Annotated in this window: 19 protein-coding genes and 1 riboswitch; all 19 genes read left to right on the top strand. The window is 68.8% G+C overall.

Annotated elements, in window-relative coordinates:
• The first annotated feature begins 11 nt into the window (after positions 1 to 11).
• On the top strand, positions 12 to 1322 hold the full coding sequence (locus tag L1892_RS03555) for a dihydroorotase (protein ID WP_235722077.1): 1311 nt from the start codon (positions 12 to 14) through the stop codon (positions 1320 to 1322).
• On the top strand, positions 1319 to 1867 hold the full coding sequence (locus L1892_RS03550) for a PH-like domain-containing protein (protein ID WP_235722076.1): 549 nt from the start codon (positions 1319 to 1321) through the stop codon (positions 1865 to 1867). Before L1892_RS03555 ends, L1892_RS03550 begins: the two co-directional genes overlap by 4 nt.
• Positions 1864 to 3042: a glutamine-hydrolyzing carbamoyl-phosphate synthase small subunit gene (gene carA / locus L1892_RS03545; protein ID WP_235722075.1), complete on the top strand. Its 1179-nt coding sequence runs from the start codon at positions 1864 to 1866 to the stop codon at positions 3040 to 3042. The genes L1892_RS03550 and carA overlap by 4 nt, the downstream gene beginning before the upstream one ends.
• A complete protein-coding gene (gene carB, locus L1892_RS03540) occupies positions 3042 to 6374 on the top strand; it encodes a carbamoyl-phosphate synthase large subunit (RefSeq protein WP_235722074.1) in 3333 nt (1110 codons plus the stop codon). Before carA ends, carB begins: the two co-directional genes overlap by 1 nt.
• On the top strand, positions 6371 to 7207 hold the full coding sequence (gene pyrF, locus L1892_RS03535; protein ID WP_235722073.1) for an orotidine-5'-phosphate decarboxylase: 837 nt from the start codon (positions 6371 to 6373) through the stop codon (positions 7205 to 7207). The genes carB and pyrF overlap by 4 nt, the downstream gene beginning before the upstream one ends.
• A 478-nt stretch (positions 7208 to 7685) precedes the next feature.
• The gene (gene mihF / locus L1892_RS03530; RefSeq protein WP_160902413.1) at positions 7686 to 8000 is read left to right on the top strand and encodes an integration host factor, actinobacterial type; all 315 of its coding nucleotides are present in this window, start codon (positions 7686 to 7688) and stop codon (positions 7998 to 8000) included.
• A 42-nt stretch (positions 8001 to 8042) separates the two neighbouring features.
• On the top strand, positions 8043 to 8711 hold the full coding sequence (gmk, locus tag L1892_RS03525; protein ID WP_235722072.1) for a guanylate kinase: 669 nt from the start codon (positions 8043 to 8045) through the stop codon (positions 8709 to 8711).
• Positions 8712 to 8787: 76 nt separating this feature from the next.
• On the top strand, positions 8788 to 9087 hold the full coding sequence (gene rpoZ, locus L1892_RS03520; RefSeq protein WP_235722071.1) for a DNA-directed RNA polymerase subunit omega: 300 nt from the start codon (positions 8788 to 8790) through the stop codon (positions 9085 to 9087).
• A gap of 17 nt (positions 9088 to 9104) precedes the next feature.
• Positions 9105 to 10379: a bifunctional phosphopantothenoylcysteine decarboxylase/phosphopantothenate--cysteine ligase CoaBC gene (gene coaBC / locus L1892_RS03515; RefSeq protein ID WP_235722070.1), complete on the top strand. Its 1275-nt coding sequence runs from the start codon at positions 9105 to 9107 to the stop codon at positions 10377 to 10379.
• 155 nt (positions 10380 to 10534) lie between these two features.
• Positions 10535 to 11746 carry a methionine adenosyltransferase gene (gene metK / locus L1892_RS03510; RefSeq protein ID WP_235722069.1) on the top strand — a complete coding sequence of 404 codons (1212 nt, stop codon included), beginning with the start codon at positions 10535 to 10537 and terminating at the stop codon, positions 11744 to 11746.
• A 13-nt stretch (positions 11747 to 11759) separates the two neighbouring features.
• The gene (locus L1892_RS03505) at positions 11760 to 13772 is read left to right on the top strand and encodes a primosomal protein N' (RefSeq protein ID WP_494516547.1); all 2013 of its coding nucleotides are present in this window, start codon (positions 11760 to 11762) and stop codon (positions 13770 to 13772) included.
• A 91-nt stretch (positions 13773 to 13863) separates the two neighbouring features.
• Complete coding sequence (gene fmt / locus L1892_RS03500; RefSeq protein ID WP_235722068.1) at positions 13864 to 14808, top strand: methionyl-tRNA formyltransferase; 945 nt, start codon at positions 13864 to 13866, stop codon at positions 14806 to 14808.
• A 65-nt stretch (positions 14809 to 14873) separates the two neighbouring features.
• Positions 14874 to 16232, top strand: coding sequence for an RsmB/NOP family class I SAM-dependent RNA methyltransferase (locus L1892_RS03495; protein WP_235722365.1), 1359 nt, complete (start codon positions 14874 to 14876; stop codon positions 16230 to 16232).
• A gap of 39 nt (positions 16233 to 16271) precedes the next feature.
• On the top strand, positions 16272 to 16970 hold the full coding sequence (gene rpe, locus L1892_RS03490; protein ID WP_235722067.1) for a ribulose-phosphate 3-epimerase: 699 nt from the start codon (positions 16272 to 16274) through the stop codon (positions 16968 to 16970).
• A 49-nt stretch (positions 16971 to 17019) separates the two neighbouring features.
• On the top strand, positions 17020 to 18015 hold the full coding sequence (ribD, locus tag L1892_RS03485; protein WP_235722066.1) for a bifunctional diaminohydroxyphosphoribosylaminopyrimidine deaminase/5-amino-6-(5-phosphoribosylamino)uracil reductase RibD: 996 nt from the start codon (positions 17020 to 17022) through the stop codon (positions 18013 to 18015).
• 91 nt (positions 18016 to 18106) lie between these two features.
• Positions 18107 to 18265, top strand: a riboswitch (FMN riboswitch).
• Between the two features lie 68 nt (positions 18266 to 18333).
• Positions 18334 to 19023 carry a riboflavin synthase gene (locus tag L1892_RS03480; RefSeq protein ID WP_235722065.1) on the top strand — a complete coding sequence of 230 codons (690 nt, stop codon included), beginning with the start codon at positions 18334 to 18336 and terminating at the stop codon, positions 19021 to 19023.
• A 35-nt stretch (positions 19024 to 19058) separates the two neighbouring features.
• Positions 19059 to 20357: a bifunctional 3,4-dihydroxy-2-butanone-4-phosphate synthase/GTP cyclohydrolase II gene (locus L1892_RS03475; RefSeq protein ID WP_235722364.1), complete on the top strand. Its 1299-nt coding sequence runs from the start codon at positions 19059 to 19061 to the stop codon at positions 20355 to 20357.
• On the top strand, positions 20354 to 20842 hold the full coding sequence (ribH, locus tag L1892_RS03470; protein ID WP_235722064.1) for a 6,7-dimethyl-8-ribityllumazine synthase: 489 nt from the start codon (positions 20354 to 20356) through the stop codon (positions 20840 to 20842). The genes L1892_RS03475 and ribH overlap by 4 nt, the downstream gene beginning before the upstream one ends.
• Positions 20839 to 21327: a PH domain-containing protein gene (locus L1892_RS03465; RefSeq protein WP_235722063.1), complete on the top strand. Its 489-nt coding sequence runs from the start codon at positions 20839 to 20841 to the stop codon at positions 21325 to 21327. Before ribH ends, L1892_RS03465 begins: the two co-directional genes overlap by 4 nt.
• Positions 21328 to 21342 lie beyond the last annotated feature (15 nt).

Genomic DNA, 21342 nt, shown 5'->3' with positions numbered 1-21342 from the left:
GAGACGGCGCAATGAGCATCCCGGCAACCGGATCGGTACTGATCGCCGATGTCCGTCCCTACGGCGAGGGCGACCCGGTCGACGTCCTGGTCGTGGACGGTTCGATCGCGCAGATCGGCGCCGACCTGTCCACACCCGACGCCGCCGACCGGATCGACGGTGGCGGCGCGATCCTGCTCCCGGGTTTTGTCGACCTGCACACCCATCTGCGTGAGCCGGGCCGCGAAGACACCGAGACCATTCGCACGGGCTCGGCCGCCGCCGCGCTCGGCGGCTACACCGCGGTGTTCGCCATGGCCAACACCGACCCAGTCGCCGACAACTCCACGATCACCGACAACGTTTGGCGCACCGGCCGCGACATCGGCCTCGTGGATGTGCATCCGGTGGGGGCGGTCACGGTCGGCCTCGCCGGCAAGCAGCTCGCCGAGATGGGTATGATGGCCGCCGGAGCGGCCGGGGTGCGCATGTTCAGCGACGACGGTAAGTGCGTCGACGACCCGCTGCTGATGCGCCGCGCGTTGGAGTACGCGAAGAGCCTCGATGTCCTGATCGCGCAGCACGCCGAGGAGCCGAGGCTCACCGTGGGCGCGGTCGCGCACGAAGGTCCGACGGCCGCCCGGCTGGGTCTGACGGGATGGCCGCGCGCCGCCGAGGAGTCCATCGTCATCCGCGACGCACTGCTCGCCCGCGATGCCGGGACCCGGGTGCACATCTGCCATGCCTCGACCGAAGGCACTGTCGAACTGCTCCGGTGGGCACGGGAGCAGGGCATCGCGATCAGCGCGGAGGTCACCCCACATCACCTGTTGCTCGACGATTCCCGACTGGCCACGTACGACCCGGTGAACAAGGTGAACCCGCCGGTGCGCGAGACCCGCGACAACGACGCACTCCGCCGCGCCCTGGCCGACGGCGTGATCGACTGTGTGGCCACCGATCACGCGCCGCATGCCGCACAGGAGAAGGCCTGCGAGTTCGCCCAGGCCCGTCCCGGCATGCTGGGTCTGGAGACCGCGCTGCCGATCGTCGTCGACACCATGGTGAACCCCGGTCTGCTTGACTGGCGCGGGGTTGCTCGGGTGATGAGCGAACGCCCGGCGCAGATCGTCGGGCTCGCCGATCAGGGCCGCCCGATCGAGGTCGGAGAGCCCGGATCGCTCACCCTTGTCGATCCGGACCGTTCCTGGGTGGTACGCCCGGACGAACTCGCGAGTCTGTCGCGCAACACGCCGTATGCGGCGATGACCATGCCCGCGACGGTCACCGCGACAGTGTTGCGCGGTGTGGTGACCGCGCGTGACGGCGAGGTCACCCGGTGAGCGGTCTCGAGGTCGTGGTGGTCGTCGTCGTGATCGTGGTGTGGCTCGGCCTGGTGGCCCTGGCCCTGCGCGGCTGGCGCAATCGTGGTCGGCGGCAGGCCGAGGCGATCGGCACACCGCCGCCGGTGCCGGCCGATCTGCCCGCCCCGCTCCGCGGTCCGGACACCGGCCTGTATGTGGGCAGCACCCTCGCGCCGAGTTGGCAGGACCGCGTCGCCGTCGGGGACTTCGGCGACCGTGCGGCCGCATCGATCTCGGCGTACCCGCAGGGAATCCTGGTCGATCGGCAAGGGGCCTCCGAGATCTGGATTCCGCGCGAGTCGATCACCGCCGTCCGCACCGAACGAGGGCTGGCCGGCAAGGTGATGACCGCCGACGGTGTGCTGGTGATCCGGTGGCTGTTGCCCAGCGGGACCGCGGTCGACTCCGGTGTCCGGGCCGACGACAAGACCATCTACCCGGGGTGGGTGAGTGAGTTCGCCGATGCTGCGGGCGCCCCCGATCAGACCGGGTCAGACCAAGCCGAACAGGGGAATGATCAATGAGCACAGCAGTTCTCGTGCTGGAGAACGGACAGGTGTTCCGCGGGCTGCCTTACGGCGCCGTCGGCGAGACCCTGGGTGAGGCGGTGTTCTGCACCGCGATGACGGGCTACCAGGAGACCCTCACCGATCCGAGCTATCACCGGCAGATCGTGGTCGCCACGGCGCCGCAGATCGGCAACACCGGGTGGAACGACGAGGACGGGGAGAGCACCGGCAGCGCCGGCAGCGATTCGGCCACCGGCGATTCCGGCAAGATCTGGGTGGCCGGCTACGTGATCCGCAACCCCACCCGACGGGTGTCGAACTGGCGCGCGACCACCTCCCTGGAGGACGAGCTGCGTCGCCAGCAGGTGGTGGGAATCGCCGGCATCGACACCCGCACCGTCGTGCGCATCCTGCGCGACCACGGGTCGATGCGGGCCGGGGTGTTCTCTGGGCCCGCACTGGCCTCCGACGACGAGCTCGTCGCACGGGTGCGCAATCAACCGCCGATGACCGGTGCCGACCTCGCCGGCGAGGTGACCACCGCGGCGGCATACGAGGTGAGCCCCGCGTCGGCCGACGGCCAGGCTCGGTTCACCGTCGCCGCCATCGATCTGGGGATCAAGACGAACACTCCCCGGATGTTCGCGCAGCGGGGCGTGCGGGTGCACGTCCTGCCGGCGAACTCGGGGATCGATGCGGTCACCGCGCTCAACCCGGACGGGGTGTTCCTGTCCAACGGGCCGGGGGACCCGGCCACCGCGGACACCGCCGTCGAGCTCACCCGAGGCGTCCTGGGGGAGGGCCTGCCGCTGTTCGGCATCTGCTTCGGCAACCAGATCCTCGGACGCGCCCTGGGGCGTAGCACCTACAAGATGAAGTTCGGCCACCGGGGTATCAACATTCCGGTCATCGACCACGCCACGGGCACGGTGTCGATCACCGCACAGAATCACGGGTTCGCCCTCGAAGGTGAGGCCGGCGAGGAATTCGACACCGACTTCGGGCGCGCCCGGGTGAGCCACGTCTGCGCCAACGACGGCACCGTCGAAGGTGTGGAACTCCTGTCCGGACAAGCATTCTCGGTTCAGTACCACCCGGAGGCGGCGGCCGGGCCGCACGACGCCGCCTACCTGTTCGACAAATTCGTCACCCTCCTCGAGGGTGACCGTGCACGAGGAACGAGCGCCTGATGCCACGCCGCGAAGACATCTCCCACGTACTCGTCATCGGCTCCGGACCGATCGTCATCGGTCAGGCGTGCGAGTTCGACTACTCCGGTACCCAGGCCTGCCGCGTGCTCAAGGCCGAGGGGCTGCGGGTCAGTCTGGTGAACTCCAACCCGGCGACCATCATGACCGACCCGGAGTTCGCCGACGCCACCTACATCGAACCGATCACCGCCGAATATGTCGAGAAGGTGATCGAGGCCGAACGCGACGCCGGGCATCCGATCGACGCGGTGCTGGCCACCCTCGGTGGTCAGACCGCGCTGAACACCGCTGTCGCACTGCACGACCGCGGGTCGTTGGAGAAGTACGGCATCGAACTGATCGGCGCCGACTTCGACGCCATCCAGCGCGGCGAGGACCGCCAGATGTTCAAGGACATCGTCGCCCAGGTCGGCGGCGAGAGCGCACGGTCATGCGTCTGTCACACCATGGACGAGGTGTACGCCACGGTCGAGGATCTCGGTTACCCGGTGGTGGTGCGGCCGTCATTCACCATGGGCGGACTCGGCTCCGGTATGGCCTATGACCGCAACGATCTCGAGCGGATCGCCGGCGGCGGCCTCGCGGCCTCACCCACCGCGAATGTCCTCATCGAGGAGTCGATCCTCGGGTGGAAGGAATACGAACTCGAGTTGATGCGCGACAACCGCGACAATGTCGTGGTGGTCTGCTCGATCGAGAACGTGGACCCGGTCGGTGTGCACACCGGTGACTCGGTGACCGTCGCACCGGCAATGACGCTGACCGACCGCGAATACCAGATCATGCGGGACCTCTCGATCGCGATCCTGCGTGAGGTCGGCGTGGACACCGGTGGCTGCAACATCCAGTTCGCGCAGGACCCCCGCGACGGACGGCTGGTCGTCATCGAGATGAACCCACGCGTGTCGCGGTCGTCGGCGCTGGCATCCAAGGCGACCGGTTTCCCGATCGCCAAGATCGCGGCAAAACTCGCCATCGGCTACAGCCTCGACGAGATCGTCAACGACATCACCAAGGAGACCCCGGCCTGCTTCGAGCCGACTCTCGACTATGTCGTGGTCAAGGCGCCGCGGTTCGCCTTCGAGAAGTTCCCCGGCGCCGACGACACGCTCACCACCACGATGAAGTCGGTGGGCGAGGCGATGAGCCTGGGCCGCAGCTTTGCCGAGTCACTCGGCAAGGTGATGCGCTCGTTGGAGACCAAGGCCGCCGGCTTCTGGACCGAGCCCAATCGCCCCGACCCGGCCACCCTGGACCTCGACGCCCTGCTGGAGTCGCTCAAAACACCCAGGGACGGGCGACTCTACGGGCTGATGCTGGCGTTCGAGGCCGGTGCGAGTGTCGAACAGCTGTATGAGGCGACCGCCATCGACCCGTGGTTCCTCGCCGAGATCGGCGGCATCGCCGCACTCGGTGCCGACATCCGTGATGCCGACACCCTCGACGAATCCTTGCTGCGCCAGGCCAAGAGCAACGGCTTCTCGGATCGGCAGATCGCCGCGCTGCGAAGGGATTTCGCCGACGAGTCGGCGGTGCGGAGCCATCGCCTGGGGCTGGGTGTGCATCCGGTCTACAAGACGGTCGACACGTGTGCGGCGGAGTTCGAGGCGAAAACGCCCTATCACTACTCGACCTACGAGCTCGACCCGTCTGCCACGAGTGAGGTTGCACCCCAGCCGGACCGGCCCAAAGTGTTGATCCTCGGTTCGGGTCCCAACCGCATCGGTCAGGGCATCGAGTTCGACTATTCGTGTGTGCATGCCGCGCTGACCCTGTCGGAGGCGGGCTACGAGACGGTCATGGTCAACTGCAATCCGGAGACGGTGTCCACCGACTACGACACCGCCGACCGACTCTACTTCGAGCCGCTGACCTTCGAGGACGTCCTCGAGGTGTATCGGGCCGAGTCCGAATCGGGCACCGTGGCCGGCGTGATCGTCCAACTCGGCGGACAGACGCCGCTGGGACTTGCCCACCGGCTCGCGGCCGCGGGCGTCCCGATCGTCGGCACCAGCCCGGAGGCGATCGACCTCGCCGAGGACCGTGGCGAGTTCGGCAAGGTACTCACCGCCGCCGGCCTGCCCGCACCGGCCTTCGGCACCGCCATCAGCTTCGACGAGGCCCGCGCTACGGCGGCGCGGATCGGCTACCCGGTGTTGGTCCGGCCCTCCTACGTACTCGGCGGGCGCGGCATGGAGATCGTCTACGACGAGAAGTCCCTGGAGGACTACATCTCCCGTGCCACCGAGTTGACCGAGGACCATCCGGTGCTCGTCGACCGCTTCCTCGAGGACGCGGTCGAGATCGACGTCGACGCGTTGTGCGACGGCAACGAGGTCTACATCGGCGGCGTGATGGAACACATCGAGGAGGCGGGCATCCACTCCGGTGACTCGGCGTGTGCGCTGCCGCCGGTGACCCTCGGTCGGTCCGATCTGGCCATGGTCCGGGCCTCCACCGAGGCGCTGGCCAAGGGCATCGGGGTGCGCGGGCTGCTCAACGTGCAGTACGCACTCAAAGACGACATCCTCTATGTGCTCGAGGCCAATCCCCGGGCGAGTCGCACCGTGCCGTTCGTGTCCAAGGCCACTGCCGTGCCGTTGGCCAAGGCATGCGCGCGGGTGATGATGGGGGAGACGATCGCCGAACTCCGCACCCAGCGGGTGCTACCCGCCACCGGCGACGGGGGCGAGGCGCCCGTGCACGCGCCGATCTCGGTCAAAGAGGCGGTGCTGCCGTTCAACCGGTTCCGCCGCCACGACGGCAGCGGGGTCGACTCGCTGCTGAGCCCCGAGATGAAATCGACCGGCGAGGTGATGGGCATCGACGCCGACTTCGGTCAGGCGTTCGCCAAATCGCAGACCGCCGCCTACGGATCGCTGCCCACCGGTGGTGCGATCTTTGTCTCGGTGGCCAACAAGGACAAGCGGGCGCTCATCTTCCCGGTGAAACACCTGGCCGATCTCGGCTTCGACATCCTGGCCACCGAGGGCACCGCAGACGTCCTGCGGCGCAACGGAATCGAGTGCCGAACCGTCCGCAAACACTACGAGGCCGCCGACGATGTGCAGACCATCGTCGACATCATCCGGGCCGGTGAGGTCGCGATGGTGATCAACACCCCTTACGGCAACTCCGGTCCGCGGGTGGACGGCTATGAGATCCGAAGTGCCGCGGTCTCGGTGAACATCCCCTGCATCACCACGGTGCAGGGCGCGAGCGCCGCGGTGCAGGGCATCGAGGCCGCGATCAACGGTCAGATGGGCGTGCAGTCGCTGCAACGACGGCACGCGGTGCTGGTGAACCGATGACCACGTCGGCACCCCACGGCTATGCGTCGCGCCATCGCGCGGCGGTCGAGCAGCGCGGACGGCTGTGCGCCGGGATCGATCCGCACACCGAGCTGCTCGAGCAGTGGGGACTGCCGGTCTCTGCCACCGGGCTCGAGCGATTCGCCGATATCTGTGTGGCAGCGCTCGCGCCGGTGGCTGCGGTCGTCAAACCTCAGGTCGCGTTCTTCGAGGTGTTCGGGGCGGCCGGTTTCACGGTGCTCGAACGAGTGATCCGGGACTGTCGAGAAGCCGGTGCGCTGGTGTTGGCCGACGCCAAGCGTGGCGACATCGGGACCACCATGGCCGCCTACGCCGACGCCTGGCTCGAGGACCGCTCGCCGCTGTGTGCCGACGCCGTGACAGTCTCGCCGTATCTGGGTTTCGGGGCGCTGAGACCCGCCCTGGACGCGGCGAGTGCCGCGCAGCGGTGTGCCTTCGTGCTGGCGCGCACCTCCAATCCGGATGGCGCCGAAATCCAGCTCGCCGACGCAGGCGGCCGCGCGGTGGGGCAGACCGTGGTCGATGCGGCCGCCGCCGAGAACACGGACGGCAGCGGATCGGTAGGGCTCGTCGTCGGCGCCACCAGGGCGCACGGACTAGATCTGTCCGGGCTGCACGGACCGATCCTCGCGCCTGGGCTGGGCGCCCAGGGCGCCACCCCCGGGGACCTGCCGGAGGTCTTCGCCAGCGCCGACACCCGCTGGCTGGTTCCCGCGAGCAGCCGCGGTGTTTTGCGTTCGGGACCCGATGTCGACGCCTTGCGCGACGCGTTCTGTCACACCCGGGACGCGGTGGAGACCGCCCTGGGCTGACAGCCCTGCGGCGAGCCGACATGGTCGCGACCCGATCGATCTCGCCGCGACACGCGCGACCGCGACACCGAAAGCAGGAAATCCGCGATCGTCACTCTCGTCACACAGGTATCACCGCAGGCAGGGGGCCAATTTGCGGTTCGATTGCGGCGACGTGAGCGTTCCTCGTGCCCGTGACGCCCTGACCTGCGGTTTCGAGGCAAAGTGCGTAGTCAGGGGCTTGCCCGGGTGACGTGTCGGCGTCATACGTTAGGTTCGTGGGGCAGTGGCGCTACAGCATGCCGTTCCGACGGTTGCGCAGGGGGTGGCACTCGCAAATGCCTGCTCACGTGGGTACGGTCGCTTTCGCCGCACCATTGCGCGGCGATGGCAGGCCCGCTCATGGCGACCGCCATGGTCGCGTGGGCGACCAACCGCCATCAGGAGCAACACGCGACTGATGACAGTCCAATCGAAGACTAGAAAGACGGAGGAACCCGTGGCCCTTCCGCAGTTGACAGACGAGCAGCGCGCTGCCGCGTTGGAGAAGGCAGCTGCCGCTCGGCGGGCCCGCGCCGAGCTCAAGGAGCGCTTGAAGCGCGGCGGCACCAACCTCGAGCAGGTGCTCAAGGATGCCGAGAACGACGAGATCCTGGGCAAGATGAAGGTCTCGGCGCTGCTGGAGGCACTGCCCAAGGTGGGCAAGGTCAAGGCACAGGAGATCATGACCGAGCTCGAGATCGCCCCGACCCGCCGCCTGCGTGGCCTCGGCGATCGTCAGCGCAAGGCGCTGCTCGAGAAGTTCAGCTCCTGACCGAGTGAACGAGACGAGCGTGATGACGGCACAGGTTCGGCGGTGAGCCGCCCGACACCGGGAGAGCCGCAATCCACGCCCCCGAGGGGCCGACTGGTTGTACTGGTCGGCCCCTCGGCCGTGGGGAAGTCGACCGTGGTCTCCCGGGTACGTCAGCTACTACCGGAACTGTTCTTCAGTGTCTCGGCCACCACCCGGGCACCGCGCCCCGGAGAAACAGCCGGACGTGACTACCATTTCGTCGACCGCGCCGAGTTCGACCGGATGATCGACGACGATGAGCTGCTGGAGTGGGCGGAGATCCACGGCGGACTGCAGCGCTCGGGTACGCCGCGCCGGCCGGTCATCGAGGCGATGGAGCGTGGCGTGCCCGTGTTGGTGGAGGTCGACCTCGTCGGGGCGCGCAATGTGTTGCGGCGGATTCCGGAGGCGACCGGTGTGTTCCTGGCGCCGCCGACGTGGGACGACCTGGTTGCCCGGTTGACCGCACGCGGGACCGAATCGGCCGACGCCGTGGCGCGCCGGTTGGAGACCGCGCGGGTCGAGATGGCCGCCCAGGACGAGTTCGATCACGTCCTGGTGAACCACGAAGTCGACCAGGTGGCCTCGGAGTTGGTATCCTTGCTGGTCGGGTCCGACGATTCAACAACTGATCCGTCACGAGTCGATGGGTCGAGCCCGGCGCCGTCGTCCACCCGACAGTCGACGTGAAGACGTTTCCATCGCCGACACCTGTCGAACCCGGCAGGCCGGCGCCACCAGAGCACACAGTGATGCAGGAGTTTGCGTGAGCACCCCCACCAATTTCGACCTGACCGAAGTTGCCGACGCCCCGACCTATGACACCCCGCTGGGCATCACCAACCCGCCCATCGACGAGCTGCTCGAGCGCGCGTCGTCGAAGTACGCACTGGTGATCTACGCGGCCAAGCGTGCCCGGCAGATCAACGACTACTACAACCAGCTCGGCGACGGCATCCTGGAGTACGTCGGTCCGCTGGTCGAGCCAGGCCTGCAGGAGAAGCCGCTGTCGATCGCGATGCGGGAGATCCACTCCGATCTCCTCGAGCACACCGAAGGCGAATAAGAGCCTCGGGCGCGGGGATGGCAACGGCGCACACCAGCACTCCCGGCAATCACCGTCGGGTCCTCATCGGCGTAGGCGGCGGTATCGCCGCCTACAAGGTCTGCTCGGTGATCCGGCACTTCACCGAGGCCGGTCACGACGTGCGCGTCGTGCCGACCGAATCCGCGCTGAAGTTCGTCGGCGCGGCGACCTTCGAGGCCCTGTCGGGTAACCCGGTCTCCACCGACGTCTTCGACGATGTCGACCAGGTCGCCCATGTCCGCCTCGGGCAGGGCGCCGAATTGGTGATCGTGGCACCCGCCACCGCCGACCTGATGGCCCGCGCCGCGTCGGGGCGTGCCGACGACCTGTTGACGGCCTCACTGCTCACGGTGCGCTGTCCGGTCCTGTTCGTGCCCGCGATGCACACCGAGATGTGGGAGCACCCGGCCACCCAGGCCAATGTCGCCACCCTGCGCGCCCACGGCAACACGGTGATGACACCGGCGTCGGGCCGGCTCACCGGTACCGACAGTGGTCGTGGACGACTGCCCGATCCGCAGGAGATCGCGATGATCGGCGAACTCCTGCTCGACCGTCCCGACGCGTTGCCCTACGACCTCGCCGGGGTGCGGGTGGTGATCAGCGCCGGAGGTACCCGCGAGCCGCTCGACCCGGTGCGCTACCTGGGCAACCACAGTTCGGGTAAGCAGGGTTTCGCGTTGGCGCGTGCCGCAGCCCAACGCGGCGCCACCGTCACCGTCGTCGCGGGGTCGACGGCCGACCCCGGTGATCCTGCCGGTGTCGACATCGTCCGTGTGGCCAGTGCGCAGCAACTGGCCGACGAGATGACAAAACGCGCTGCCGAGGCCGATGTGGTGATCATGGCGGCTGCTGTCGCCGACTTCCGGCCCGTCGCGTTCACCGAGTCGAAGATCAAGAAGACCGATGCGGGACCGGCGCCGATCGAGCTCACCACCAACCCCGACATCCTGCGCGGGCTCGTCACCGACCGATCCGCCGGGCGTATCCCGGCCGAGACGGTCATTGTGGGCTTCGCCGCCGAGACCGGAGACGAAACGGGCGGCGTCCTCGATCACGGGCGCGCCAAGTTGCGTCGCAAGGGCTGCGATCTGTTGGTGGTGAACGCGGTGGGGGAAGGCAAGGCATTCGGCACCGAGGACAACACCGGCTGGCTGCTGTCGGCCACCGGTACCGAAACGGCGCTGCCGTTGGGGTCCAAGACGTTGATGTCGAGCCGAATCCTCGACGAGGTACGGGCATTGCTGCCCGAAGGAGATGGTGTGGCCTGACGGCACGGCCGTCGGAGCCGATGTGTAGGTTGGAACGCGTTCACAGCCGGGCGATTCCCGGGCTGCGAGAATGCTCGGCAGAAGAGACAATCGACGGCACCCGTCGTCGGCACACGCGCCCGAGACGGGGCCCGGAAAGAGCCTGAGAGGATCAGATGACCACCTCTGCGTCACGCCTGTTCACCAGCGAATCCGTCACCGAGGGGCATCCCGACAAGATCTGCGACGCAATCAGTGACTCGATCCTCGACGCGATGCTGGCCAAGGATCCGACCGCGCGGGTGGCGGTGGAGACCCTGGTCACCACCGGGCAGGTTCATGTCGCCGGTGAGGTCACCACGAGTGCCTATGTCGACATCCCCGACATCGTGCGCAGCAAGATCCTCGAGATCGGCTACGACTCGTCGACCAAGGGTTTCGATGGCGCCTCGTGCGGTGTGAACGTCGCCATTGGTGCCCAGTCGCCGGATATCGCCGGTGGTGTGTTCACCTCCCACGAAAGCCGCAGCGGTATCTCCGAGGACGAGATCGACAGCCAGGGAGCCGGCGACCAGGGCCTGATGTTCGGCTATGCGACCGACGAGACGCCCGAGTACATGCCGGTGCCCATCGCGCTGGCGCACCGACTCTCGCGCCGACTCACCGAGGTCCGTAAATCCGGCGTGCTCCCATACCTGCGGCCCGACGGCAAAACCCAGGTCACCATCGAATACGACAAGGACAAGCCGGTCCGGCTCGACACCGTCGTCCTGTCCACCCAGCACGCGGCCGACATCGATCTGGACAACATGTTGACCCCCGACATCCGCAGCAAGGTCGTCGACACGGTCCTCGCCGAGTTGGCGTTGCCGACTCTGGACACCTCCGAGGTGCGGCTGCTGGTGAATCCGACGGGCAAGTTCGTGCTCGGCGGGCCCATGGGTGATGCCGGCCTCACCGGCCGCAAGATCATCGTCGACACCTATGGCGGCATGGCCCGCCACGGTGGCGGGGCCTTCTCCGGCAAGGACCCGTCGAAGGTCGACCGCAGCGCCGCCTATGCGATGCGGTGGGTGGCCAAGAACGCGGTCGCCGCCGGTCTGGCCGGGCGGATCGAGGTTCAGGTCGCCTACGCGATCGGCAAGGCCGCGCCCGTCGGCCTGTTCGTGGAGACCTTCGGCACCGAGCGCGTCGATCCGACCGTGATCGAGAAGGTCATCTCCGAGGAGTTCGATCTGCGTCCGCTCGCGATCATCCGCGACCTGGATCTGCTGCGCCCGATCTACGCGCCGACCGCGGCCTACGGCCACTTCGGACGGACCGACGTCGATCTGCCGTGGGAGCGCACGGACCGCGCCGAAAAGCTCCGCGCTGCGGCCGGACTCTGAGCTGCCGCATCGTCTGAGCACTGTGTCCGCCCGCGGCGGGTCGCGGGTGCCCGCAACGCGCAAGCCGATCGGCAAAGTGCTGCCGATGCTCGGACTGGCGCACCTCGACCGTGAGTTCGACTACCTCATCGATGAACAGCAGGATGAGGTCGCGACTCCGGGAGTGCGTGTGCGCGTGCGATTCTCGGGCAGACTGATCGACGGCTTCCTGCTCGACCGGGTCGACGAGACCGCCCACACCGGTCGGCTCGGCTGGCTGGAGCGGGTCGTGTCGGGCGAACCGGTTCTCGATCCGGCACTGATCGGAGTCTGTCGGGCGGTGGCCGACCGGTATGCGGGAACACTGTCTGATGTGCTGCGCCTGGCTGTACCGCCGCGGCACGCCCGGACCGAGAAAGAAGACCCACCGAATGCGGCGAGTGCAGTCGCAGCGGTGCCGGACCTGACGGCATGGCAGGCATACCCCGCCGCCCCGTCCTTCATCGACCTGCTGCCGGCCGGCCATCCTCGCGCGGTCTGGCAGGCCACCGCCGGTGAGGACTGGCCGACGCGGTTGGCCGAATTGGCCGCGGTGACCGCGGCGGCGGGCCGCGGAGCAATCATCGTCGTGCCCGATCAGCGGGATCTCGATCGGCTCGAACGGGTCTGTGCACCGCTGTTCGGCGACCGGTGCGTGACACTGGCCGCCGGACTCGGGCCCACCGCGCGGTACCGGCGTTGGCTCGCGGTCCGGCGCGGGGCGGCCGACGTGGTGCTCGGTACCCGCAGCGCGATCTTCGCGCCGGTACACGATCTCGGCCTGCTCGTGGTGTGGGACGACGGCGATGACAGTCTCAACGAGCCGCGCGCGCCCTATCCGCATCCGCGGGAGGTCGCGGTCATCCGTTCCCATCAGCAGCGCAGCGCGTTGGTTGTTGGGGGACTGGCCCGCACGACCGAAGCCCATGCGCTGGTGGCCGCCGGCTGGGCGCACGATCTTCTCGCCGACCGCACCACCGTCCGTGCGCGGACCGCGCGCGTGTTGGCATTGAGCGCCGAGGACCGTCGGGTCGCCGGCGATCCATTGGCCCGGTCGGCCCGGATCCCGGGTATCGCCTTCGATGCGGCTCGGCGGGCCGTCGCCGCCGACCGGCCGGTGTTGTTCAGCGTGCCGCGCCGCGGATACGTGCCGTCGCTGGCGTGTGCGCGGTGTCGGGCGCACGCGCGTTGTCGCGCCTGCCACGGGCCCCTGCAACTCGACGTAGGCGATCAGATCTCGTGTCGCTGGTGTGGGCGCGCCGAACGGGCGTTTCGCTGCGCGGAGTGCGGCGGTTCGCAGGTGCGGGCGCTGACCACCGGAGCAGGACGGACCGCAGAGGAACTCGGTCGTGCCTTTGCCGGCGTGCCGATCACCACCTCGGGTGGAGCGAACATCGCCGCGACGGTGCCCGACGGCGCCCGCATCGTGGTCGCGACGCCGGGCGCCGAGCCGATCGCCGACGGCGGGTACGGCGCGGCGATTCTGCTCGACACCTGGGCGCAACTCGACCGAGCGGACCTGCGCGCCGCCGAGGACGCGGTCCGGCACTGGATGGCGGTCGGGTCGATGGTCCGATCACACACCGACGGTGGCAGCCTCGTCATCGTCGCCGATGCGGGCCTGGCGCCGGTGCAAGCGGTGATTCGTTGGGACCCGGTGGGTTTCGCCGACGAAGAACTGAATCAACGAGGCGAGCTGGGCTTCCCGCCCGCAGTGACCATGGCGTCGGTCGATGGGGCTCGGGACACGGTGTCGGCGTTCGTCGACGCCATGGTGCTGCCGCCGACCGGTGAACTCCTCGGTCCGGTTCCGCTGCCCGTCGGCGTTCGTCCGCCGGCCGGATCGGGCGACGCGTTCGACGGAGCCGTGGAACGCATCCTGGTGCGGGTGCCGCGACGCGACGGCCGGCAGTTGAGTGCGGCGTTGACCGCCGCGCAGGTCCACCGCAACGCCCAGCACGAGACCGGACCGATCCGCGTCCAGGTCGATCCGCCTACGATCGGATGAGCGCGGACATCGTCGTGGTCCGAGACGAATCCGAGGCCATCCGCCGCAGAGGTGACCTCGATGCAGGTCGCGAACGCCGTGAAAGGGTCATATGAGGGTCGTATTCGCCGGAACTCCGGACGTCGCGGTGCCGTCGCTGCGCCTGCTGATCGAGTCCCCGCAGCACGAGGTGGTCGGGGTGATCTCACGCCCCGACGCAGCCGCCGGGCGGGGCCGCAAGGAGGTCCGGTCGCCGATCGCGGCACTCGCCGATGAGTACGGCATCGACGTGATCACCCCGCGCCGACTCAGCGACGCCGGCGTGCTGGATCGGCTGCGCTCGTGGCGTCCGGACTGCGGTGCGGTGGTCGCCTACGGCGGCTTGGTACCGCCCGGCCTGCTGACGCTGCCGACCCACGGATGGATCAATCTGCACTTCTCGGTGCTGCCGTCGTGGCGCGGGGCCGCACCGGTGCAACACGCCATCGCCGCAGGCGACGAGGTCACCGGTGCCACGACGTTCGAGCTCGAGGAAGGACTCGACACCGGACCTGTCTACGGCATCATCACCGAGGCCATCGGGTCCGCCGACACCAGTGGTGATCTGCTCGAACGACTGGCCGGGGCCGGATCCCACCTGCTGGTGTCCACCCTCGACGGCATCGAGGACGGCTCGCTGACCCCGGTTGCGCAGTCCTCAACAGGTGTCAGCCACGCACCGAAGGTCGGCGTCGACGACGCACGCATTCGCTGGGATCTGCCCGCACACATCATTGACCGGCGTATCCGGGCACACACCCCCGCGCCCGGTGCCTGGACGACGCTGGACGGAGCGCGGATCAAGGTCGGGCCGGTCGAGATCCTCGACGCAGGTGGCGACAGGGCTCCGACACCGGGTGCCGCGGGGTCGCTGCGGGTCGCGAAGAAGTGGGTCGATGTCGCGACGGCGACGGGACCGGTGCGGTTGTCGTGGGTACAGCCTCCGGGGAAGAAGGCGATGCCGGCGGCCGACTGGGCGCGTGGCGCGCGGCTGACCGACGGGACGGTACTGGCATGAGCGACCGGCACAGACGGCCCGACAGTGCGCGCCCGGGTCGTGCGCGACCCGCCGAAGCCGGGCGAATGAAGAAGGCGGCGCTGCGGGACAAGGCGGTCGACCCGGCCCGGGAAGCCGCCCGGGACACCCTGCGCGCAGTGCGGGAGCGCGACGCCTACGCCAACCTGGTGCTGCCGAGGATGCTGACCGACCGCGGGATCACCGGTCGTGACGCCGCGCTGGCCACCGAACTCGCCTACGGGGCCGCGCGAGCGCAGGGGTTGCTCGACGCGGTCATCGCCGCGGCGGCGAACCGCCCGGTCGGCGAGATCGACGGGGCCGTCCTCGATGTGCTGCGCCTGGGCACATATCAGCTGCTGCGCACCCGGATCGGCTCCCATGCGGCGGTGTCGACGTCGGTGGACCTCGTCCGGTCCGAGATGGGTATGGGGCCGTCGGGTTTCGTCAACGCCGTGCTGCGCAAGGTGTCGCAGCGCGACGAGGATCTCTGGATCGACGAACTCGCACCGTCGATGGCCGACGACCTCGTCGGCAACCTCGCCTTCCGGTACGCCCATCCGCGCTGGATCGCCGAGGTGTTCGACGAGGCGCTCGGCGGGTCCGCGGGAGCGCTGCAGGCCGCGCTGGCCGCCGACGACGAACGGCCACCTGTACACCTGGTGGCCCGACCGGGACTGATCACCGCCGAAGAACTGGCGCTCGTCAGCGGCGGCGATGTCGGCCGGTACTCGCCATACTGCGTCTACCTGCCCGGCGGCGACCCGGGGGAGCTGGACGCGATTCGCGACGGCTACGCCGGTGTGCAGGACGAGGGGAGCCAACTGGTGGGACGGGCGCTGACCGTCGCCGAGGTGGCCGACGACGCGGGCCGTTGGCTGGACATGTGCGCCGGCCCCGGCGGGAAGGCCGCGCTGGTCGCGGCCATCGCGGACATCGACGGTGCCCACCTCGACGCGGTGGAGGTCTCCGAGCACCGGGCCGAACTCATCCGCAAGGTGGTGCGTGACCTGCCCGTTGACGTCCATGTCGCCGATGCGCGAGAGAGCGGGTTGACTCCCGGATTCGACCGGATTCTGCTCGACGCGCCGTGCAGTGGCCTCGGATCGCTACGGCGGCGACCCGAGTCGCGGTGGCGCCGTGGCCCGGCGGACATCCCCGGGCTGGTCACGCTGCAGCGCGAGTTGCTCACCGAGGCCGTGCGGCTGCTCCGTCCGGGTGGTGTCGTCGTGTACTCCACCTGCTCGCCGCACCCGGCGGAGACCGTCGGTGTGGTCGCCGACGTCCTCGCTGCGCAGCCCGAGGTCGAGCAGATTGACGCCCGGACGCTGGTACCCGCCGACCATCTCGGCGACGGCCCCCACGTCCAACTGTGGCCGCACATCCACGGCACCGATGCGATGTTCCTGGCCGTCCTGCGGCGCTGACGATCGTCGTCGTCCGAGCTCGCCCTACAATCTGTGCTCATGTGTGCCACCGGTGCCCCGATGATCGCCCCGTCCATCCTCTCCGCCGACTTCGCCAACCTGGCCGCCGAGGCGCAGGCCGTCGGCGGGCCGGGCGCCGACCGTGCCGACTGGTTGCACGTCGACGTGATGGATGCCCACTTCGTGCCCAATCTCACACTGGGGCTGCCAGTGGTGGAGAGCCTGCTCAAGGCCACCGACATCCCGCTCGACTGTCACCTGATGATCGAGAATCCGCAGCGGTGGGCGCCGCCGTACGCCGAGGCCGGCGCCCACAATGTGACGTTCCACGCCGAGGCCACCGACGACCCGCTCGCGGTTGCCCGGGATATCCGCGCCGCCGGCGCCAAAGCGGGGCTGAGCATCAAACCCGGCACACCACTCGAGCCGTACCTGGAGATCATCCGCGACTTCGACACCCTGCTCATCATGAGCGTCGAACCGGGCTTCGGTGGGCAGAAGTTCATGCCCGAGGTGCTCGCCAAGGCGCGGGCGATCCGCAAGGTCATCGACACCGAGGACCTGCGCCTGCTCGTCGAGATCGACGGCGGGATCAACGCCGACACCATCGAACAGGCCGCGGAGGCGGGCATCGACTGCTTCGTCGCCGGATCAGCGGTCTACGGCGCCGACGACCCGGGGGCGGCCGTTGCCGCGCTGCGCGACCAGGCGCTCGCCGCGCGCACGACGCGCGCCTGACGACGTGGTGGCGAATCGTCGGCCGACAGACTTCGACATCGCTCGCGCGATGCGAATGGCGATCGACGAATCGGCGGCCGCGCAAGGTGTCAGCTCGCCGAACCCGCCTGTCGGTGCGGTCATCCTGGACCGCGACGGCACCGTCGTCGGACGCGGGCACACCCAACCGCCCGGCGGTCCGCACGCAGAGGTGATGGCGCTGCGAGCGGCGGGCGCCGCGGCAAAAGGTGCCACCGCCGTGGTCACCTTGGAACCTTGTGATCACACCGGACGTACCGGACCCTGCACGGCAGCCTTGATCGATGCGGGTGTGGTCGCCGTGCATTTCGCGGCCGAGGATCCCAACCCGGCGGCAGCCGGGGGTGCCGCGACCTTGCGGGCGGCGGGACTGACCGTGGCGGCGGGCGTCGAGCGTGCTGCCGCGGAGTCGGGGCCGTTGCGGCCGTGGCTGTTTCGTCACCGCCACGGCAGGCCGCTGGTCACCGTCAAGCTCGCCTCCACCATCGACGGCAGGATCGCGGCGCCCGACCAGACGAGTCGCTGGATCACCGGCGAGCAGAGTCGACGGCGTGTGCACGCACAGCGAGCACGGCTCGACGCCATCGTCGTCGGTACCGGAACAGTGCTCGCCGACGACCCGGCGCTGACCGCCCGCACCGACGACGGGGCGTTGCTCCCGCATCAGCCCAGTCGAGCTGTGATGGGCCGGCGCGCGATCCCGGTCGGTGCGCGGGTCGCCGACGGTATCGCGCCCCTGCATCACATCCGCAGCCACGACCCGGCGGCCGTGCTCGACGCGCTCGACGAAGCGCTGTGGGTGCTGGTGGAGGGCGGTCCGTCGATCATCGGTGCTTTTCTCGCCGCGGGACTCGTCGACGAGATCGATGCCTATCTCGCACCCATGGTGCTCGGCGGGGGCGCCGCGTCGGTGGAGATCCCGGGGATCACCACCCTGACCGATGCGCACCGGTTCTCACTCGCCGCGGTCGACACCCTCGGCGATGACGTGCTCGTGAGGCTGACCCGCACGGGTGACGCGGTCTGACCGTCGCCGGCGTCAGCCGACGGGTCCGCGCTCTCATGCCGCACAGGGACGCCGCGTGCCGTCGCGGGTCAGTGCGTGCTAATTTCGATGTCAGAGTTCTCGGGGCGGGGTGGAATTCCCCACCGGCGGTGATGGCGTACTCATACCTCGTGAGGATGCCGAGCCCGCGAGCGCCTGCCCTCCGGCAGGGACAGCAGATCCGGTGTGAATCCGGAGCCGACGGTCATAGTCCGGATGTGAGAGAACCGGGCCGGCCAGTGCCTGCCCTCCTTCTCACATCGCCGTATGCACCGAGCGAGTTGTGAGGAGTACACACCCGTGTTCACCGGCATCGTCGAGGAGCTCGGCACGATCGTCCGCCGAGACGACCTGGCCGACGCGGCCCGACTCACCGTCCGAGGCCCCCTGGTGACCAGCGACGCCGGCTTCGGCGATTCCATCGCCGTCAACGGCGTGTGCCTGACCGTCGTGGAGCATCAGACCGACGAGTTCACCGTGGACGTGATGGCCGAGACGTTGCGTCGCAGTTCGCTCGCCGACCTGACTGCCGGCAACCACGTCAACCTCGAACGCGCGATGGCGGCCGGCGGCCGCTTCGGCGGCCACATCGTGCAGGGCCACGTGGACGGGGTGGGACGCATCCTGTCGGTGACCCCGTCACAGAACTGGACCGTCGTACGGATCGCGGTACCCACCCAACTCGAGCGCTACATCGTGGAGAAGGGATCGATCACCGTCGACGGCGTCTCACTGACCGTGTCGTCGATCTCCCAGCCCGCAACCTCCGAGCCCGGAACCTCGGGGCCCTGGTTCGAGATATCGCTGATCCCCACCACATTGCAGGAGACCAACCTCGGGGCGGCGGCCGTCGGCGCCCCGGTGAACCTCGAGGTCGATGTGATCGCCAAGTACGTCGAACGTCTCCATCCCGCTCTGCAGGAGGCGCACTCCCCGCCGGCGCAACCGGTGGGCGACACTGGTGGACGAGACGGATCGGCGGCGGAGTAGACATGATCAGCAGTGCAACGGTAGGTGGTGAGGGCATGACGGGTCCGGCAGATCCGGCGGTTCGTGAGAAGGTGCGTTTCGACTCGGTCGAGCGGGCCATCGCCGACGTCGCCGCCGGCAAGGCGGTGGTGGTGGTCGACGACGAGGACCGTGAGAACGAGGGTGACCTGATCTTCGCGGCCGAGAAGGCCACGCCCGAACTCGTCGCCTTCATGGTTCGCTACACCTCCGGTTACCTGTGCGTCCCGCTGGCAGGCGACGATTGCGATCGGCTCGGCCTGCCCCCGATGTACTCCATGAACCAGGACAAACACGGCACCGCCTACACAGTGACCGTGGACGCCCGGGAGGGGATCGGCACAGGCATCAGCGCCGCCGACCGTGCCACCACCATGCGGTTGCTCGCCGACCCGGCCAGCAGCGCCGTTGATTTCACGCGACCGGGCCACGTCGTGCCGTTGCGCGCCAAGGAGGGGGGCGTGCTGCGACGGCCGGGCCACACCGAGGCCGCGGTGGACCTGTCGCGGCTGGCCGGACTCGCGCCTGCCGGCGTGATCTGCGAGATCGTCAGCCAGAAGGACGAAGGGTCGATGGCGCAGACCGACGAATTGCGGGTCTTTGCCGACGATCACGATCTTGCCCTCATCTCGATCGCCGACCTGATCGCCTGGCGTCGGCGGCACGAGAAGCACGTGGTCCGCGTCGCCGAGGCCCGGATCCCCACCCGGCACGGTGATTTTCGCGCTGTCGGCTACTCCAGTATCTACGACGACGTCGAACACGTCGCGCTGGTGAAGGGCGACGTCACGGGCCCGGACGGAGCCGGCCACGACGTGCTGGTGCGGGTCCACTCCGAGTGTCTGACCGGTGATGTCTTCGGCTCCCTGCGTTGCGACTGCGGGCCACAGCTCGATGCGGCGATGGAGATGGTCGCTGCCGAGGGCCGCGGCGTGGTGCTGTACATGCGTGGTCATGAAGGCCGCGGCATCGGACTGCTACACAAATTGCAGGCCTACCAGCTTCAGGACTCCGGTGCGGACACGGTGGACGCGAACCTGCAGTTGGGGCTGCCCGCGGACTCACGCGACTACGGGCTCGGGGCGCAGATCCTGGTTGACCTCGGCGTGAGTTCGATGCGCCTGCTCACCAACAATCCGGCCAAACGCGTCGGTCTCGACGGCTACGGACTACAGATCGTCGACCGGGTACCGATGCCGGTCCGCGCGAACTCCGAGAACCTGCACTATCTGCGTACCAAGCGCGACCGGATGGGCCACGACCTGGTGGGACTGGAGGACTGGGTGGAGCGCAACGATGAGGCGGATCCGGCGTGAGCGGACACGGTGAGCCGACACTCGACCTCGCCGATGCGAGTGTTCTGCGGCTGGCAATAGTGTCCTCCCAGTGGCACGACACCATCTGCACTGCACTACTCGAGGGCGCGCTGCGGGTGGCGGAGTCCCATCACGTCGTCGACCCCACCGTGGTCCGGGTGGCCGGGGCGATCGAACTGCCGGTCATCGTGCAGGCGCTGGCACGCACCCACGACGCCGTGGTCGCGCTGGGTGTGGTGATCAAGGGGGAGACCCCCCACTTCGAGTACGTCTGTGACGCTGTCACCGCCGGGTTGACCAGGGTGTCGTTGGATGAGTCCACGCCGGTGGGCAACGGGGTGCTGACCACGCTCACCGAGGAGCAGGCATTGGCCCGAGCGGGCCTGCCGGACTCGAAAGAGGACAAGGGCGCCCAGGCCACCACAGCGGCACTCGCATCAGCGCTGACCCTGCGTGCGCTGGCTCGGGGCGAGTCGCTGGGATGAGTGCGGACACAGCCGTGGAGTGGGACCTGATCTACCGTCCCCGGCGGATGCCGCGGATCGCGATCGCGGCGGCCGCGGTGGTGCTGGCCATCCACATCGTCTTCGCCGCGCTGCTGACCATCTCCGACACCGGCGTGCACATCGGTGGCTCCGACCAGCTCGGTCTCGCGCTCATCGGGGTAGTCGAGGCCGCCGCCATCCTGCTGTTCACCCAGCCACGGCTGCGGGTGGGTCCGTCGGGTGTCGCGGTACGCAACCTGGTGGGTGAGCGCCTGTTCGGCTGGGATCGGGTGCGCGGCATGACCTATCCGGACAAGGGCTTCTCCGCACGGTTGTTGCTGCCCGACGACGAGCACGTGCCGGTTCTCGCGGTGCAGGCAGCCGACGCCGATCGCGCGGTGTCGGCGATGAATTCGTTTCGTGAGTTGGCCGAGCGCTACGGCTCGGACTCCGGCGGCGAGATGGGTCCGGTCGAGCAGTCGTAGGCACCGATTAGCCTG

The sequence above is a fragment of the Gordonia tangerina genome (assembly GCF_021556435.1).
Taxonomy (GTDB): domain Bacteria; phylum Actinomycetota; class Actinomycetes; order Mycobacteriales; family Mycobacteriaceae; genus Gordonia; species Gordonia tangerina.
Note: the sequence above shows the minus strand (reverse complement) of the source record. Positions and strands in the feature narration are given on the sequence as shown.

Coding starts and splice junctions, on each gene's coding strand:
- rpe (WP_235722067.1), top strand. CDS start 16,272: ATGTGTGCCACCGGTGCCCCGATGATCGCCCCGTCCATCCTCTCCGCC.
- pyrF (WP_235722073.1), top strand. CDS start 6,371: ATGACCACGTCGGCACCCCACGGCTATGCGTCGCGCCATCGCGCGGCG.
- coaBC (WP_235722070.1), top strand. CDS start 9,105: ATGGCAACGGCGCACACCAGCACTCCCGGCAATCACCGTCGGGTCCTC.
- L1892_RS03555 (WP_235722077.1), top strand. CDS start 12: ATGAGCATCCCGGCAACCGGATCGGTACTGATCGCCGATGTCCGTCCC.
- carA (WP_235722075.1), top strand. CDS start 1,864: ATGAGCACAGCAGTTCTCGTGCTGGAGAACGGACAGGTGTTCCGCGGG.
- L1892_RS03465 (WP_235722063.1), top strand. CDS start 20,839: ATGAGTGCGGACACAGCCGTGGAGTGGGACCTGATCTACCGTCCCCGG.
- metK (WP_235722069.1), top strand. CDS start 10,535: ATGACCACCTCTGCGTCACGCCTGTTCACCAGCGAATCCGTCACCGAG.
- L1892_RS03495 (WP_235722365.1), top strand. CDS start 14,874: ATGAAGAAGGCGGCGCTGCGGGACAAGGCGGTCGACCCGGCCCGGGAA.
- L1892_RS03475 (WP_235722364.1), top strand. CDS start 19,059: ATGACGGGTCCGGCAGATCCGGCGGTTCGTGAGAAGGTGCGTTTCGAC.
- carB (WP_235722074.1), top strand. CDS start 3,042: ATGCCACGCCGCGAAGACATCTCCCACGTACTCGTCATCGGCTCCGGA.
- fmt (WP_235722068.1), top strand. CDS start 13,864: ATGAGGGTCGTATTCGCCGGAACTCCGGACGTCGCGGTGCCGTCGCTG.
- ribD (WP_235722066.1), top strand. CDS start 17,020: ATGCGAATGGCGATCGACGAATCGGCGGCCGCGCAAGGTGTCAGCTCG.